The sequence below is a fragment of the Streptomyces sp. RLA012 genome (genome assembly GCF_056270325.1).
The window spans coordinates 9,493,060-9,508,790 of record NZ_JBWDPA010000002.1; the positions used below are offsets into that span (position 1 = coordinate 9,493,060).

11 protein-coding genes and 2 pseudogenes are annotated in these 15,731 nt (G+C 69.6%); 11 read left to right on the plus strand and 2 right to left on the minus strand.

Features of this window, described 5'->3' with window-relative positions:
- Nucleotides 1-176 precede the first annotated feature (176 nt).
- Nucleotides 177-314 (minus strand): annotated as a pseudogene (locus tag RV986_RS43180) (undecaprenyl-diphosphatase); the annotation flags it as partial.
- Nucleotides 315-1,011: 697 nt separating this feature from the next.
- On the opposite strand from RV986_RS43180, the gene RV986_RS43185 reads away from it, so the two are divergent.
- The 11 genes from RV986_RS43185 to RV986_RS43235 all read left to right on the plus strand — a co-directional run bounded on the left by RV986_RS43185 (nucleotide 1,012) and on the right by RV986_RS43235 (nucleotide 14,354).
- Complete coding sequence (locus RV986_RS43185) at nucleotides 1,012-2,595, plus strand: ATP-binding protein (protein WP_475922601.1); 1,584 nt, start codon at nucleotides 1,012-1,014, stop codon at nucleotides 2,593-2,595.
- 213 nt (nucleotides 2,596-2,808) lie between these two features.
- A complete protein-coding gene (locus RV986_RS43190) occupies nucleotides 2,809-2,946 on the plus strand; it encodes a hypothetical protein (protein WP_475922602.1) in 138 nt (45 codons plus the stop codon).
- A 1,229-nt stretch (nucleotides 2,947-4,175) separates the two neighbouring features.
- Nucleotides 4,176-4,559, plus strand: coding sequence for a transposase (locus RV986_RS43195; protein ID WP_475916209.1), 384 nt, complete (start codon nucleotides 4,176-4,178; stop codon nucleotides 4,557-4,559).
- Nucleotides 4,560-4,579: 20 nt separating this feature from the next.
- Complete coding sequence (locus RV986_RS43200; RefSeq protein WP_475916208.1) at nucleotides 4,580-5,584, plus strand: IS3 family transposase; 1,005 nt, start codon at nucleotides 4,580-4,582, stop codon at nucleotides 5,582-5,584.
- Between the two features lie 221 nt (nucleotides 5,585-5,805).
- Entirely contained in the window at nucleotides 5,806-8,706 is a 2,901-nt protein-coding gene (locus RV986_RS43205; protein WP_475922603.1) for a DEAD/DEAH box helicase family protein, read from the plus strand.
- A gap of 8 nt (nucleotides 8,707-8,714) precedes the next feature.
- Complete coding sequence (locus tag RV986_RS43210) at nucleotides 8,715-9,620, plus strand: restriction endonuclease subunit S (RefSeq protein ID WP_475922604.1); 906 nt, start codon at nucleotides 8,715-8,717, stop codon at nucleotides 9,618-9,620.
- Nucleotides 9,611-10,054, plus strand: a complete 444-nt coding sequence (locus RV986_RS43215) for a restriction endonuclease subunit S domain-containing protein (protein WP_475922605.1) — start codon at nucleotides 9,611-9,613, stop codon at nucleotides 10,052-10,054. Before RV986_RS43210 ends, RV986_RS43215 begins: the two co-directional genes overlap by 10 nt.
- Entirely contained in the window at nucleotides 10,051-10,287 is a 237-nt protein-coding gene (locus RV986_RS43220) for a hypothetical protein (protein WP_475922606.1), read from the plus strand. The genes RV986_RS43215 and RV986_RS43220 overlap by 4 nt, the downstream gene beginning before the upstream one ends.
- 110 nt (nucleotides 10,288-10,397) lie before the next feature.
- Nucleotides 10,398-11,549: an HsdM family class I SAM-dependent methyltransferase gene (locus tag RV986_RS43225; protein WP_475922607.1), complete on the plus strand. Its 1,152-nt coding sequence runs from the start codon at nucleotides 10,398-10,400 to the stop codon at nucleotides 11,547-11,549.
- A gap of 34 nt (nucleotides 11,550-11,583) precedes the next feature.
- On the plus strand, nucleotides 11,584-13,224 hold the full coding sequence (locus RV986_RS43230; RefSeq protein WP_475922608.1) for an AAA family ATPase: 1,641 nt from the start codon (nucleotides 11,584-11,586) through the stop codon (nucleotides 13,222-13,224).
- 5 nt (nucleotides 13,225-13,229) lie between these two features.
- Complete coding sequence (locus tag RV986_RS43235; protein WP_475922609.1) at nucleotides 13,230-14,354, plus strand: restriction system modified-DNA reader domain-containing protein; 1,125 nt, start codon at nucleotides 13,230-13,232, stop codon at nucleotides 14,352-14,354.
- A gap of 266 nt (nucleotides 14,355-14,620) precedes the next feature.
- Here RV986_RS43235 and RV986_RS43240 read toward each other — a convergent pair.
- Nucleotides 14,621-15,720: pseudogene (locus RV986_RS43240) on the minus strand (integrase core domain-containing protein).
- Nucleotides 15,721-15,731: the final 11 nt, after the last annotated feature.

Genomic DNA, 15,731 nt, shown 5'->3' on the forward strand with positions numbered 1-15,731 from the left:
ATCGGCGGAGTCACACCGCCCCGCGACCCCGAACTCGCCTCACGCAGGTGGGCGTTGGGTGCGGGCCTGCTGGCCCACGGCCCGCACCGGATGCGCGTACGAAGGGGGTGTCCACGTGGCGACGGCAGTGGCGAACGGCGTGCCCGAGCGGCGTGCCCGAGCGGTGTGCCGCAGTCTCAGCCCGCCGACTCCGCCGCGTGCGGGCTCAGCCCGCCCGTCGCCACCAGCGCGATGATGACGATGCCCAGCGCGATCCGGTACCAGACGAACGGCATGAAGCTCTTGTGCGAGATGAACTTCATGAACGAAACTATGTCGACGTGTCCTGAGCGGCTTTGACCTGCTGGTTTCCACCACTTTTCAAGATCGAATGGTAGAGCAGTGGGAGATGGCGCCTTTCCAGTGCCCTCCCTCGCCGACCACGAACGGCGCAACCACCTGCTTTGCAGCGAATCGGCAATCTCCTGCTCCATGGCCAGGGCAACGTGCGAGTAGAGACCATCCACGCCGGCGACCTCGCGGCCCATGCGGGTCTCCACGGCGATGCGACTGTGTCGATCTTCATCCAGCCACTCCTTGCCGCCGTGACGAAGCAGGTACAGCCGCTTTCCGGCGTTCGTGGTCGCGGGGAACCGGCCCCTGACCCGCGGCCAAACTGTCCAACAAGGCACTGGCCGCAGTGCGCGCCTCGGTCGCTCACCAGCCCGGATGAGATTTTCGGCAAGGGCAGGATGCATGAGGCCGACTGGGACGACAGCGGTGCCCCGGATGAGCTGATCGGCACGCGAAGAGCTGTGCCGCGGTGACCTGCATGCCCTGGCTGTCGCCGGAGGCGCTCCAGCGGTCACCGCACCCCAGCGGGCGCTGGCCGCGTTTCTGCGTCTGCCCGCCGGGTGATCCCCGCACCGGGGCACCGCTGCTCTGGCACTCGTGCCCGTACGGGGCGGTGTAGCCGGTGGTCGGGTGCACGGTCGCCTCAGGTTGTCGGTGCCGTCGGCTAGCGTGCGCGGTATGCGCTACTTCAATACGGCCGGGCCGTGCGTCCCCACGCGTCACTACATGGTGCCGGCCCAGGAGCGGCTGCCCAGGGCCCGCGGGTACATCGAGCAGGGCCAGTACTTCGTGGTGCACGCGCCACGGCAGACCGGGAAGACGACGGTGCTGGCGGCGATGGCCCTGGAACTGACGGCCTCGGGCCGGTACGCGGCGCTGCACTTCTCGTGCGAGAGCGCGGAGGTGGCCGGGGAGGACTACGGCCAGGCCGAGCTGCTGGTGCTGGAGGCGATTCGGCGGTCCGCGGAGTCCGCGGGGTTGCCTGATGAGCTCGCGCCCCCCGCATCCTGGCCCGACGCGGTGCCCGGGTCCCGGCTCACGCGGGGGCTGGCTGAGTGGGTGCGGAGCTGTCCGCGTCCGCTGGTGCTGTTCTTCGACGAGATCGACGCGCTGCGGGGGGAGAGCCTGCGCAGTGTGCTGCGCCAGTTGCGCGATGGCTTCACTGTCAGCCGTGGCGGCTTCCCGCATGCGGTGGTGCTGTGCGGGCTGCGGGATGTGCGTGACTACAAGGCGGCCTCGGGCGGGGATCCGGGGCGCCTTGGTACGTCGAGTCCGTTCAACATCAAGGTGGCGTCGCTGCGGTTGGGCGACTTCACCGAGGCCGAGGTCGCCGAGCTGTACGGGCAGCACACCACGCAGACGGGCCAGGATTTCACGGTGGATGCGCTGGAGCGTGCCTTCAGCTTTACCCAGGGACAGCCGTGGCTGGTCAACGCGCTGGCCCGGGAGGTCGTCGAGGAGATGGGGGTGCCGTCGGACACGCCGATCACGGCCGAGCACATGGAGGAGGCGAAGGAGCGGCTGATCCTGGCGCGTGCGACGCATCTGGACTCGCTGGCCGCCAGGTTGGGCGAGGACCGGGTGCGGCGGGTGATCCAGCCGGTGATCGCGGGCGAGCTGCTCCTGCCGACGGACACGTACGACGACGATCTGGCGTACGTACGCGACCTGGGGCTGGTCGCTCCGGACGCGCCGGTGCGAGTGGCCAATCCGATCTACCAGGAGGTCATTGTCCGGGTCCTGGGAAACAACACGGAGGGCCAGGTCGTCGCCGCCCCGAGCAGCTTCCGGCTGCCGGACGGCCGGATCGACATGGACAAGCTGCTGTGCTCCTTCGCCGAGTTCTGGCGGGAGAACGGCGAGATCCTGGCCACCGCCTCGACCTACCCGGAGGCCGCAGCACAGCTGGTGATGATGGCCTACCTGCACCGGATCGTGAACGGGGCGGGTTTCATCGACCGGGAGTACGGGGTCGGCCGGCGGCGCGTGGACCTGCTGATTCGCCAGCCGTACACCGCTGCCGACGGTTCGCGGGCGGTGCAGCGCGAGGCGCTGGAGCTGAAGGTGTGGCGCCACGGCCGCACCGACCCCCTCGCCGAGGGGCTGGCACAGTTGGACGACTACCTGGACCGCATGGAGCTGTCCACGGGCACCCTCGTCGTCTTCGACACCCGCCCGCAGGCAGCCCCGGTCCACGAGCGCACCGCCTTCTCGCAGCGGACCACGCCCTCCGGGCGCACCGTCACCCTGCTGCGCGCCTGACGGCCGGGAGACCTCAGCCAGGAGCGCCCCGGATCTTCCTCCCGTGGCCGTGTTTCCGGAGCAGCACGGGTTCGGTGCGGGAGCTGGAGGGGCTCGGCAGCCAGGAATCACGGCAGTTCGGTGCTGACACGTCAGCACCGTGTCAGCACATGAAACCCTGGGGCGGGCCGCGGCACGTTCTTCGACAAGCGCGCCGACGGCACCTTCGGTCCCGTGGAGGACATCAAGATCGATGTTCTGGTCACCCCCGAGCAGTGGGACGCCCTGGGCCGCATCGGCGCCCCAGGTAACCTCGCCTCCGGTGCCCAGAAGGCCATGGCAGCCGGGGTCGCGTCGCTCGACCAGCGATGAGGCGGCAGAGCGCCCGTTACCTCGTCCCCGGAACCACGGTCAGGGGTACGCCAACCCTCGTCAGTGTTCCGAACTGTCGTGCGGGGACGGTGGTGACGCGGGCCCTGGAGGTTGCTGCGGGGGCTCTTGATGCTGCGCTGCTCGAGTGAAACGGGTGGCGCGCTGTCGCTCCAGACGGGGTACGCGCAGTGACCGGCGGTCTTCGGCGCGCGTTGGGAAGGTTGCGCCGAAGACCGCATCCGGCCACTGCCTTACCTACTGACGAGTCAACAAGGTGAGGCGGCGCGCACGCTGTTGAGCTACATGGCCTCACTGGAACTGCCTGGTGGCTTTGTCAGTGATTTCCTTGCCAAGGTGTACATCCCCGACGGCGACGGCCGTGATGCTGGATCGCGGCGTCGCTGGGCGGGGCAAATCGCGGCATGCATTCCGACGGCCAGCAGGGGAGTGAGGCAGCTCCGTGGACTCCGGCAGCGCCGGCCCGTCGTCCGGTCCCCCCGGGGACCCAAGCGCCCTCGGGCCAGGGCATCGGCATCCGTGCGCTGTGCGGCTGCGGTCTGGGGCGTCGGTTCGCGGCCACTGTGGGTTGGGCGGGGTGCCTGCTCGGCACCGGCTGCCGCCTTGCGAGCCAGTCCTGCGCGGTGTGCGGCTATCGACGCGGCAACGGTGCCCCCGGTTTGGATGGCCGGTGCGGGGATCGGACGGAGGGCGACAGCGGCCGCGGCTGCGGTCGATGAGTTGCTGGGGCGCTCGGCAGGCGTCGCAGGGTCGGGACGGGGAACGGTCCTTGACGAACGCTGTGTGTCGTCCCTGGCTGGAGGGCCGGAGCGTGGCTGTGTGGCCAACCATGCATGGGCCGGTGGTGCCGAGAGTGTTGCCATGCTTCCGCGATTCCATCGCGCGGAGTCCCCGATGTGCATTTCTTCTTAATGCGTTCGATTTCAAGTTTCACGCACTCTATGTTAATTGTCGGCGACGCCTGAGAACTGGTTCTGGATCACTTCCGTGCAGCGCTGATGGACGGTCACGGGCTCGCCCCGGTACCCGGCCCGCGTATGCCTTGGCGAACCGCACCGCGCCCGCACGTGAGTCCCGGTCGGTCAGTGCGCAGGGGCCGGACGGTAGGGTGAGAGCCGTTCTGTAGCGGATTCCCCTCTCTGTCAGCCTTGGGTGAGACATCCCGTTCTGCGGGGTTAGCCTGAGAGGGCACGACAGGAGAACCGTCCCTTATGCCCAGCACAGAGCCCGTCGGGTCCGACCCGGCGCCGAGGCCGAAGCGCCGCACTTTCACCTCGGAGTACAAACTGCGGATCGTCGCCGAGTACGACGCCGCGCCCAGGAACGAGAAGGGTGCGGTCCTGCGCCGGGAACGGCTCTACCACTCGCATGTCAAGGAGTGGCGGACCGCCCGGGATGCCGGGGCCATGGAAAACCTGGTCGACCGCCGGACCAGCCCGGCCCGCGCGAAGAAGTCTGCCGCGGAGGTGGAGAACGAGAAGCTGCGGCAGCAGGTGGAGCGGTTGCAGAAGGACCTGGCCCGGAACAAGGCCGCGCTCGAGGTGATGGGAAAAGCTTCCGCGCTCTTGGACATGATCTCCGAGAGCGCGGACTGAAGCCTGCCGCCGCCCCTGTCGTGGACGAAGCGTTCACCAGCGTCGAGGCTCAGCTGGGCGTCACAGCCGCCTGCCGGCTGACCGGCCGCTCCCGCGCCACGCACTACCGCCGGCTCCGGCCCCCGCCGCCACGCAGAGCACGTGCCCCGCAGGTGCAGCCGTCGGCCCTGACGGCCGAAGAGCGGGCTGCGGTCCTGGAGTTGATGAACGGCGACGAGTACGCCGAGCTGGCGCCCGCACAGATCTGGGCCCGCGAGCTGGATGCCGGGCGCTATCACTGCTCCGTCTCGACGATGTACCGGATCCTGCGCGAGCAGGATCAGTCCGGGGAGCGCCGACGGCAGGCCACCCATCCCGCCAAGGCGGTGCCCGAGCTGGTCGCCACAGGGCCCTCGCAGGTGTTCACCTGGGACATCACCAAGGCAGCCGGACCGGTCAAGGGCGTCTGGTATCACGCCTACGTGATCATCGACATCTTCAGTCGATACATCGTCGGGCACACCGTCGAGCGGGCCGAATCGGCGGTGCGGGCCGAGGAGTTGATCCGCGAGACCATCGCCCGCAACGGCATCGTGCCTCAGACCGTGCACGCCGACCGCGGCACCTCGATGACGTCGAAGAAGGTCTCCCAGCTGCTGATCGATCTGGGCGTGACGCGGTCGCACTCGCGGCCGAAGGTCTCCAACGACAACCCCTACAGCGAGGCCCAGTTCAAGACCACGAAGTACATGTCGGACTACCCCGAACGGTTCGATTCGCTGGCCCACGCCCGCGAGTGGTTCGACGCGTTCATCGCGTATTACAACCACGAGCACCGGCACTCGGGCATCGGCTGGCACACCCCCGCCTCCGTCCACTTCGGAACCGCCGAGGAGGTCCGCGACCAGCGCGCGGTCACCCTCGCCGAGGCATACACCCACCACCCCGAACGCTTCGGCCGCCGCCCCCGACCACCCGAGATACCCCAGACGGCCTGGATCAACGACCCGGCCAAGCGCAGGAAACCCGCACCACAAACCTCATAGCGTCACGACCGTCTCACTGGACTTGAAATCTTCCGTTCTGCGGCGCCGCAGTGCAGGTAGGGAGGGTCGGCGTGGCTCTGGAGCCGAGCGTGCTCGAAAGCCGGTTCACGGACCTGGCTCTCGCGTCAGCCAATTTCGGGTTCCTGCTTCCCTACGAGCCTCTTCTTGTTCTTCACGGCGCATCCTGTGAGGCCCGCGCGGCTACTGCTCCCGCTGATGCGGTGGCGGCGGCACGCCAGTTCGGTGAGGTTCTCGCCGCTGAGGTCGGCCACCGGACCGGGGTGCGCCTGCCCGCGGGTGATCAGCCGGCCCGTCTGGACATCCTGTCTCGCGCCGGGGTGCTCGTGCCGCAGGTCCTGGACGCGTTCAACGACCTTCACCGCTTCGACGGCAGCACACGCGAGGGGCGGGAGGCGGCGGCGCATCTGGTCGAGCGCTGCTTCATGCTGGCCGCCTGGTTCTTCCGCGCCCTGACCGGCGACGCGGAGTCTATGAACTTCGTCCACGCCGCTGCGTCCGATCTGAGTGTTCTGGCGCAGCGGGTCGCTGCGCTGGAAGAGGACCTGCCCCGTCTGCGCCGCGAATTCGACCTGCGCGTCTCGCCGGTGACCCTGGCTGTCGCCGAACGTGAACAGCTGATCGTCAGCGCGCGCGATGCCGCCCATGAGCCGCTGCGCGAATCCGACATTGCCGCGGAAGTGCAGCGCAGGCTGGCCAAGGCGGGATGGGACGTGCTGGGCGCTGGTGAGGAGACTCAGCTCAACCGCTCCCTGGGCTGCGTCCTGGTGGAGCCCCGCCTGGCTGGAGGACGGCGCGCCGACATGCTGCTGACGGTCGGTGGACAGGTGGTCGGGATCGTCGAGTGCAAGCGGGACGGTGCCGATCTCACCGACGCCATGGAGCAGGCGGGCGCACTGGCCGAGGCCCCGGCGGGCTCCTTGCCGTGGTCCGTGTGGCGCTCGCCGCTGCCGTACCGGTATGTGAGCGATGGCCGGCGTCTGCTGTTCTGCGACGCCAATGACCCCGAACCGCACGCGCGCCTCGTCAGCGGCTTCCACCAGCCCCGCACGCTGGCCCGCTGGCAGCGCGAGGCGGAGGCGGACAGCGCGGCGCCGACCTACCGGGCCCGACAGGCCGCCTACCTGCTGCGGCAGGACGAGGGATTCGACCAGCTCCGCAACCCCCAGCACGGGGCGCTGCGGGCCATCGAGCAGGCCCTTGCGGCCGGTCAGCGGCGGGCGCTGGTGCACATGGCCACCGGCTCCGGGCGGAGTTTCACCGGGGTGTTCACCGCCTACCGGCAGCTCCGGTACGCGCGCGCGGGCCGGGTCCTGTTCGTGGCCGACCGAAAGCTGGCAGTAAAGCAACTGATCGCTCAGCTGCGCCAGTTCAGCATGCCGGACGGAGGGCGCCCTCTCGATGACGTGTACCACGTCCAGGAGCTGACCGCGGACGGCCTGGACTCGTCGGCTTCCGTGGCCGTGGCCACGGTGCAGCGTCTATCGGCGATACTCGCCGGCACGCCGGCACCCGAGGACGGATCCGACCGCGTGTCGGCGTACGAGACCGCCGAACGGCAAGCGCATCCCGATGCCACACCCCTGGAAGTGACCTACTGCGAGGCGCTGCCGCCCGACGCGTTCGATCTCGTCATCGTCGACGACTGCCACCGCGCCCTCTACGGACAGCGGCGTGCCCTCCTTGAATACTTCGACGCTCCTGTCGTCGGCTTCAGCGCGACTCCGACCGCTACCGCTCTGGGATTCTTCAAGGGCAACCTGGTTGACTCCTACAGCTATGAACAGGCCGTCGCCGACGGCGTCGCCGTGGACTGCTCCGTCTACGAGATCCGGGTCACCGACGACGGGCAGCCGGCGTTCGCCACCCCCGTCGACGCTGTCGGTGTGGAAGCCAGGAGCTCGCGCCGCGCCCGGTACGAGGACCTGGACGAGGAGCTGGCCTCCACCGCAGGGCAGGGCCCGGCGCGAGCTATCCCCTCCGAGCACCTGGCCGCGGTGGTGACGGCTTTCCGTGACGCGCTGCCGACCTTGTTCCCCGACCGGACGCAGCAGGGCGGCGCGCTCGGCGTGGTCCCCAAGACCGTGGTGTTGGCGCAGGACGGACCGCATGCGGACGAGGTCGTTGAGCGCATCTGCGACGTGTTCGGCGCCGGGGACGTCTTCTGCCGGCGGATCACGCACCGCGACGCTCATGCGGTGCACCTGCTGCGGGAGTTCCGCACGACACCGCAGTTCCGGATCGCGGTCGTGACGGATCTGACCTCCGGGTTCAGTGACATGCGGGCGATCGAGTGCCTGCTGATCCTGCGCGAGGTGCGCTCCGCCGCCTACTACGAGCAGCTGCTGGCCCTGGGGACTCAGACCATCGCGTCCGCGGAACTACGAGCCGTCACCCCGGGGGCGGTTGCCAAGACGCAGCTTGTGGTCGTCGACGCGGTGGGCGCTTCGCGTCACCTCCAGCCGCTGGTGAATTTGACTGATGCATCCGGGCAGGCGGGGCGGGTCGCCTTGGAGCGCCTGCTGAACCGTGCCACGGAGGGCCTGGTGACGCCGCAGGAGACGGCCGAACTCGCCATCAGGCTAGCCCGGCTCATCCCCGCGCTCAGTGACGCCGACGGCGCCGAGATCCGGAAGCTGGCGGGCCAGCCGCTGCAGGAACTGGTGACCCGTCTCCTCGACTCGGTCGACTCGGATCACCTGGCACCACTGCGCCGGGCGGGAGGCAAGAAAGCCGTCGAGGACGAGCGGCGCGTGGCCCTCTTCCCGCTCGCCGAGAACCCCGAACTCCAAGAGGCGCTGCTCGGCCTGTACGACCGGCCGGCCCCTTTGCGGGTGACGGCATCCGAAAGGCGTCGCCGAGAAGCGGAGACGGTGCGCTGGCGTCTGGCCGAGTTCATTGAGCGGGCCGGGCCCTTTAGCTCCGCCCAGCTGTGGTGGATCGAGAAGATCGCGGACGTGGTGGCCGCCGAGACCCGCTTCGCCCCGGCGTATCTGGACGGCGTCCCCTTCTCGGCGCGCGGCGGCACGGACGGCTTCCTTGACGCCTTCGGGCCCGACGCCGCGATCGACCTCCTGGACGAACTGCACAGGGCCCTGGCGTGATGAATGAGGTGTCTGCTGGCTGGAGGGTCGTCCGGCTGGCCGACGTGCTGAGCGAACCGCTGGTCAACGGCCGGTCCCCGCGCCCCGGCGAGGACGGGTTGCCCGTACTGCGTATGACGGCGCTTCGGGCAGCGAGGGTGGACTTCACCCAGTCCAAGAGCAGCGCCCGCAGTGACGACGGCCGCGCGATACTGCTGGCCGAACACGGGGATGTGCTGGTCGGCCGGGTCAACGGCTCACTCTCCCTGGTCGGCGAGGGCGCCCTGGTGGACGATCCCCCGACCCCAACGGCCATCCCCGACACCATGATCCGAGTGCGCGTACGCCCCGATGCCATCGATCCGCGCTACCTCGCACACCTGTGGAAGTCGCCGGTCATGCGGCGCCAGATCGAGGCACGTGCCCGCCAGGGCGGCGCAGCGATCTGGCGGATCAACCAGGGTAATCTGGCCGACGTCCTGCTGCCGCTGCCCCCTGTGGTGGAACAGCGTCGGATCGTCGGCCTGTTGGAGGACCACCTCGCCCGCATCGACGCCACCACGATCCGCACCGGCAACGCCCTCGACCAGGCCGACGTCCTGAGCCGTACCCTGACCGCGCGGGCAGGGCGCGGCGCTCTTGGTGAAACCGCTCGCGTTCCCGCGAGCCTGCCCCGGGTGGCGGGTGCCGGTGACGGGACACTGCCCCATCTGCCCGCGCACTGGCGATGGACCCGCCTGCACGACGTCGCCGAGGTCACCCGCGGCATCACCCCGCCCGGCAAGCAGGAGTGGAATCCCGCCGATGTGGACGTCTCCTGCCTGCGGGTCGCCAACGTGCAGCGCGGCCGCCTGGACTTGGACGACGTCCGCACGATCCGGCTCCCCCACCACGGGCCCAGGAAGCCCGGCTGCGGGCAGGCGATGTGCTGCTGACCGGCGGCGGATCGAGCGACAGCCTGGGCCGCGGCTGGATCTGGGAGGAGCAGCTGCCCCACTGCGTCCTCAACAGCCAGCTTTTCCGTGTCCGGATCACTGCCCATCAGCTCCACCCCGTCCTGCTGGCCTGGCACGCCAACGGCTTCGGCCTCCAGTGGTGCAACCGCAACGCCACCCAGAGCGTGGGGCAGGCGTCCATCAGCCTGACCAGGATCCGGCTCATGCCGGTGCCCGTCGCTCCCGTAGACGAGCAGCACCATCTGGTCGCGGTGGTCCAGGCGCACACCACGGCCCTGAACGCGGCCTCCGCGGCCGCCGAACGCGCTCTCGTGGTGGCCGGACGGCTGCGGCGTAACCTCCTGGAACGCGCCTTCACCGGTCACCTTCCCCCTCCGCTTTCCCCGTCCGGGCAACAGGAGTTTGTGCTGTGAACCCCACCATCTCCTCCCGCCCCGGATACGACCAGGCCCTGGTGGACCGGCTGTGGAACTTCGGCAACGTGCTGCGCGACAACGGCACCTCGGGCCTGGAGTACATCGAGCAGCTGGCCAGCCTGATCGTCCTCAAGCGCGCCCACGAACAACGCCAACGCCCCCTCAACGGGCAGGACGTACTCGGTTTCGACGCCTGGCGCAGCTCACCTCGACCGAGCGCGACCACCTGATCCCGGTCTACGAGCAGATCCTGGACCTGCTCGCCGCCCGGCCCGGAACGCTCGGGCTGCTCTTCCGGCGGGCACAAAACCGCATCCCGGAGCCTGCCCTCCTGCACCGCTTGATCGTCGACGTGGTGGACCGCTACCAGTGGTCCGCAGGCGACATCGGTGCCGTCTTCGAGGCGCTGCTGGTCCGCATGAGCGCGAACACGAAGACCGGCGCCGGCCAGTACTTCACCCCCCGGCCGCTGATCGAGGCGATCGTGCAGTGCGTCCAGCCCGGCATCGACGACACCGTTGCCGACCCGGCCTGCGGCACCGGCGGTTTCCTGATCAAAGCCTTCGACTACCTGGTCGACCACTTTCCTTCAGGTGTCACCGCGGCCCAGCGCAAGCGGCTCGACCAGGGCGCCTTCTTCGGCACCGAACTCGTCGACGCCACCGCGAGGCTGGCCACGACGAACCTGGTCCTGCACGGCGTCACCCGGGCCGACGAGGCCCACCCGTGCATCACCGTCGGGGACGCGCTGGCCCGCCCGCCGGTCAAGCGGGCGACGCTGGTCCTGACCAACCCTCCGTTCGGCCGCCGCTCCACCAGCGAGGAGCCCTACCGGGAGGACTTCTGGACCCTCACCACCAGCCGTCAGCTCAACTTCCTCCAGCACATCCACAGCCTGCTGGAGACCGACGGCCGCGCCGCTGTCGTGGTGCCCGACAGTGTGCTGTTCGAAGGCGGGACCGGTGAGCTGATCCGGCGGCGCCTGCTGTCCGCGTGCGATGTGCACACCCTGCTGCGGCTTCCCACGGGAATCTTCTACGCCGGCGGCGTCAAGGCCAGCGTCCTGTTCTTCGACAAGCCCGACCCGCGCCCCGACGGCAGCCCGTCCACGACACGGCTGTGGGTGTACGACCTGCGCTCCCCGCACACGGCGACGGCCAAGCCCATGGCGCCGGCCGGCCCCGACTACGGCGGCTTCGTGTCCGCCTACGGGCCCGGACGGCCCCGCAGCGAACGAGTCGAGACACCCCGCTTCCGGTCCTTCGCGGTCCAGGAGCTGCTCGCCAGGAGCGGTGTCAACCTGGACCTTCAGGTCGCCGAACCCCCGCCCGGGCCCTTCACGCTGGAAGAGCCCGAGGCCGACCTGCACCGCATGGCCCAGGAGATCACCGCTGAACTGGGCGCCGCCCTGGCCGAGTTCGCCTCCCTGACCGAAGCGCTGCGCCCCTACGGCGTGCACGCCGACAGCCCAGATGGTGAGGCGGAGCGGTGATGGCGACCAGGGGCGCCACGACCGGGGGGATGCCGTGCGGCTGCTGCGACTGAGCCTTCCCTCCTACCGGGGCCTGCACCACTTCGAGCTGGACCTCACGGGCGCCCTCGACGGCGGCCATGCCATCGCCACCCTGATCGGCCCCAACGGCGGCGGCAAGTCGCGGGTCCTGCACGCGCTCGCCGAGATCTTCGGTGCCCTGCACCGGCCGGGGCGCCGTGCGGGGTTCGCCTTCGAGCTCGACTACGAGGTCCAGGACAGGAGGGTCCGGGTGGTTCAGACGTCCCCCGATAGCTCTCCCGAGCTGACTGTGAGTACCTCCCTGGGCCGGCCGATACGTGTGGCCCGCGCGGTGTGGGCGCAGCATCTGCCCGATCACGTCTTCGGCTACCAGGCGCATGCTCAGGCCCCCTGGACCAGCGAGTTCGAGCAGTACCGCCGCTTCGCTGCGCGTCGGATCGGCCAATGGCGGCGGCAGTGGATGAAGGACTTCGAGGAGTGGCGCGCACACCACTTGTCGGACGAGGGAGAGCTGTGGACCGAGCAGCTCACCCTGCCCATCAACTGCCCGCTGTACACGCCGGTGTTCCTGTGCACGCCCGCGCATCTGCCGCTGCTGCTCCTCGCGCAGACCACTCACTGGTCCGACTCGTTCGGCACCTACCTGCGCCGCCACTCCTACCTGCAGCGGGTGGCCTCCGCGGTCCTGCGGATCCGCGCGCCGCGCGCCGCACGCGCTCCGCACCTGGCCGCCCTCCCGTACTGGGGCCTGGGCGGGCCCGCCCGCACCCTGTTCGCGGCCGCCGCTGAATCGGGGCGGTTCGGTCTTATCCCCGACGCCGACCCGGTGGACGGGGCCGGCAGCCCGGCCGACGGGTTCCAGATCGTCCTGGGCACGGCGGAGGACGTCCGCGCCTTCCGTAACCTCTTCGACAGCGACCTGTCGATGTTCGGCCTGCTGGCCACCCTGCTGGATGCCGGCTACCTCACCGTCGGTGTCCGCCTGGACAAACCCGGCGTGCTCACCGTCGGCCTGGACGATCTGAGCTCGGGGGAGCAGCAACTTCTGACCATTTTGGGCCTGCTGAGACTGCAGCGGGCGCATGAGTCGCTGTTCCTTCTGGACGAACCCGACTCCCACTTCCACCCTGCGTGGAGCCGGCGCTGGTACTCCTCCGTGCGCAGCGTGCTGGGACCCCACCAGCACTCGCAGTTCCTCACCGCCACCCACGAACCGCTCCTGGTGGCCAACATGACCCGCGAGCAGATCCGCGTCGTCACCACCGACGTGGAGGGCCAAGCCACCGCGGTGATACCCCGGGCCAACCCGCGCGGACAAGGCGCCGGCGGTCTGCTGACCACCGACCTGTTCGACCTGCCCACCCAACTGGACGAGCACACCCAGGAACTGATCGACCGCCAGTACGCGCTGCTCCCCGAGGCGGACGGCGACCCGGTCAAACAGGCCGCACTGCGCGATGTCACCGCCCAGCTGGAGACCATGGACTTTCCCAACTCCGACCGTGATCCGCTCGTAGCGGCCTTCCTCGCCGAGCTCCACCGCAGACGCCTCGCGCTCCTCGAGGCCGCACAAGGCCCCAACCCGCCCTCGCCCGAACGACTGCAGGCCCTGGTCGCCGAGCTGTTCCACGAGCGCTTCTCGTCGGTGATCTGACGCTGATGAGACACGTGAACATGCAAGGGCTCACCGCCCCGCCGGCCTGGGCAACCAAGGCCAAACGCACCCTCGACGCGGTCAGGGCCGCCGTCGCCGCCGGCACCAAGCGCACATTCACCATGCACTGGACCGAGGACGCCGTACGCAACCTGCTCCTCGAACTCGTCGGCGACAAGTGCTGGTACTGCGAGACCCTCATCGTGCGCGCGGACATCACCGTCGACCACTACCGGCCGAAATCCGAAGTACTCGACGTGCCCGGCCACCCGGGTTACTGGTGGCTGGCCTACGACGTGTCGAACTACCGCATCGCCTGCAGACACTGCAACAGCGGCGGAGCCCGCTACAACGGTGTCCGGGAAGGCCGCGCCAAGGGCAGCCAGTTCCCGCTCGTAGGCGGAACCCGCGCCCGCACGTCAGCCGACGACCTGGACCGCGAACAGCCGCTGCTCCTGGACCCAGCCCACCACAGCGACCCCGACCTGCTCGGCTTCGACAGCGCCGGCTACGCCCGGCGCAGCAACACCCCCTACTCGCTGGCCGAAACGAAACGCGGCCTGTGCCGCGCCGACGAAACCATACGGATCCTCGCGCTCAACGACTCCCACCTCGTCCCGCTCCGCAGCCGCCTCATGCGGGAGGTCGGCGTGCTCGCCCGCTACGGTGACAAGACCGACATCCAGCAGCTGATCGACGACAAGGTGGGACCCAAGGCGCCATACAGCTCGGCAGCCGCCATGGCCCTGGCCCTGCAGCGCGCCTGCGACCGGCCCGCCGCCGCGCCCACCCCGGCCGCAACGACGCCCGGCACCACACCCACCATCGACCCGACACGTTCCCGAGTCGACCTGCAAGACCTGCTGGAACATCTGGACCCGGACGACCTGAAGGCCGGCATCACCCTCACCGGCCGGCACGAGAAGAAGGCGCACCAGGCAGTCCTGAACCACGAGGGCCACATCAAAGTCCTGGGCCGCCCCTGGCGCACCCCGACCACCGCCGCCAGGGCCGCGACCGGCAGCAACAAGATCGACGGCTGGGATTTCTGGCGTCTGACCATCGCCGATGTGGAGCAGACCCTCGCCGAGTTCCGCGCCACGTACTTCCCGCCACCCGCACCAGCCTGAACGCCGCAGGCGAGGCATGGGGACGCCAAGGACAAGGTGCGAGGGCAACGCCCGCGGCAGGCACGGGACTTTCTTGGCCCCCGCCCACGACGGCGGGCGACCTGGACTGGGTTATGACCGCTGGCCGGGCGCAGCGCGCACTGACGATCGCGGCGCGCCTCAAGGCCGCCTGATCCTCACGCAGTTCGCGCTCCGTGCCCGCTGCCCGGTGCGGTCGCGTTCGGTGAACTGCTCCCTGTCCCTGCCGAGGATCTCGTCCGTGCAGGTCAGGCTGCATGTCGGCACTCGTGGATGCCGCCGAGGCGGTCACGTCGGCGTATGTCGAGGTGGGTGAGCTGCTCCGAATCGGTGATCGGTGGGGGCAGAGCGTGCAGTGGTCGGGCGCCTGCGATGCCCTGGTGGGGCCGGTGGGAGTTGTCGTGCTGCTCGAACTCGCGCAGGGCGTGGAGCAGATGGTGCTGGTTCCAGATCAGGGTGCAGTCCAGCAGCTCGTGCCGGCAGGTCTGTACCCAGCGTTGAATGAGCGCGTTCATGCGCGGTATCCGGACGCCGGTCAGCGCGACGCCGATCCCCGCGTCCTTGAAGACGGCGTCGAACAGGGCGGGGAACGTGCCGTCGCGATCGCGGTCCCGGATGAGGACCGTGCCCGGCAGCCGGTGTCCTCGAGGTCCATGACGAGGTTCTTCGCGGCCTGCGCCGCCCAGGAGGCGGTCGGGTGCGCCGTCGAGCCCAGGACGCGGATGCGCCGGCTGGCGTGCTCGAGCACGGCGAACACGTACAGCCGCGTCCCGGACAGAGTGATGGTCTCGAAGAAGTCGCAGGCCAGCAGGGCACCGGCCTGGGAGCGCGGAAAGTCCGTCCAGGTGCTGGAATCCCGCTCGAGTGCCGGGTCGATCCCCGCCTCTTTCAGGATCTCCCACATCGTGGAGGCGGCCACCTGTACGCCCAGGACCAGCAGCTCACCGTGGATGCGCCGATACCCCCACCCGGGATTCTCCCTCGCCAGACGCAGGATGAGAGCGCGGATCGAGCGCACCGTGCGTGGCCGTCCCGCACGCCCCGGCCGGGAACGGGCCGCGTGGCGGCGCGGGACCAGGTCACGGTGCCAGCGCAGCACAGTGTCCGGGCGCACCAGCAGCCGAGCCCGGCGCAGCACACCGCGCGGGAGCCGGTGCAGCAGCGCGGCCAGGAACACCCGGTCACTCGGGGCGAACCGCACCCGATCCCGGCCGAGCTGGCGTTCCAGCACCGTGATCTGCTGACGCAGCGCGAGGGTCTCCGCGTCCTTGTTCTGGTTGCTCACCGGCAGCAGCCGCAGCAGGGCGAACACGTTCGCCACAGCCAGATAGGCAAGTCGAAGCAGCACGACCGGCCATC

Excerpts from the sequence above, each read along its gene's own strand:
- RV986_RS43185 (WP_475922601.1), top strand. The coding sequence starts at position 1,012 with ATGCGCTACTTCAATACGGCCGGGCCGTGCGTCCCCACGCGTCACTAC.
- RV986_RS43195 (WP_475916209.1), top strand. The coding sequence starts at position 4,176 with ATGCCCAGCACAGAGCCCGTCGGGTCCGACCCGGCGCCGAGGCCGAAG.
- RV986_RS43235 (WP_475922609.1), top strand. The coding sequence starts at position 13,230 with ATGAGACACGTGAACATGCAAGGGCTCACCGCCCCGCCGGCCTGGGCA.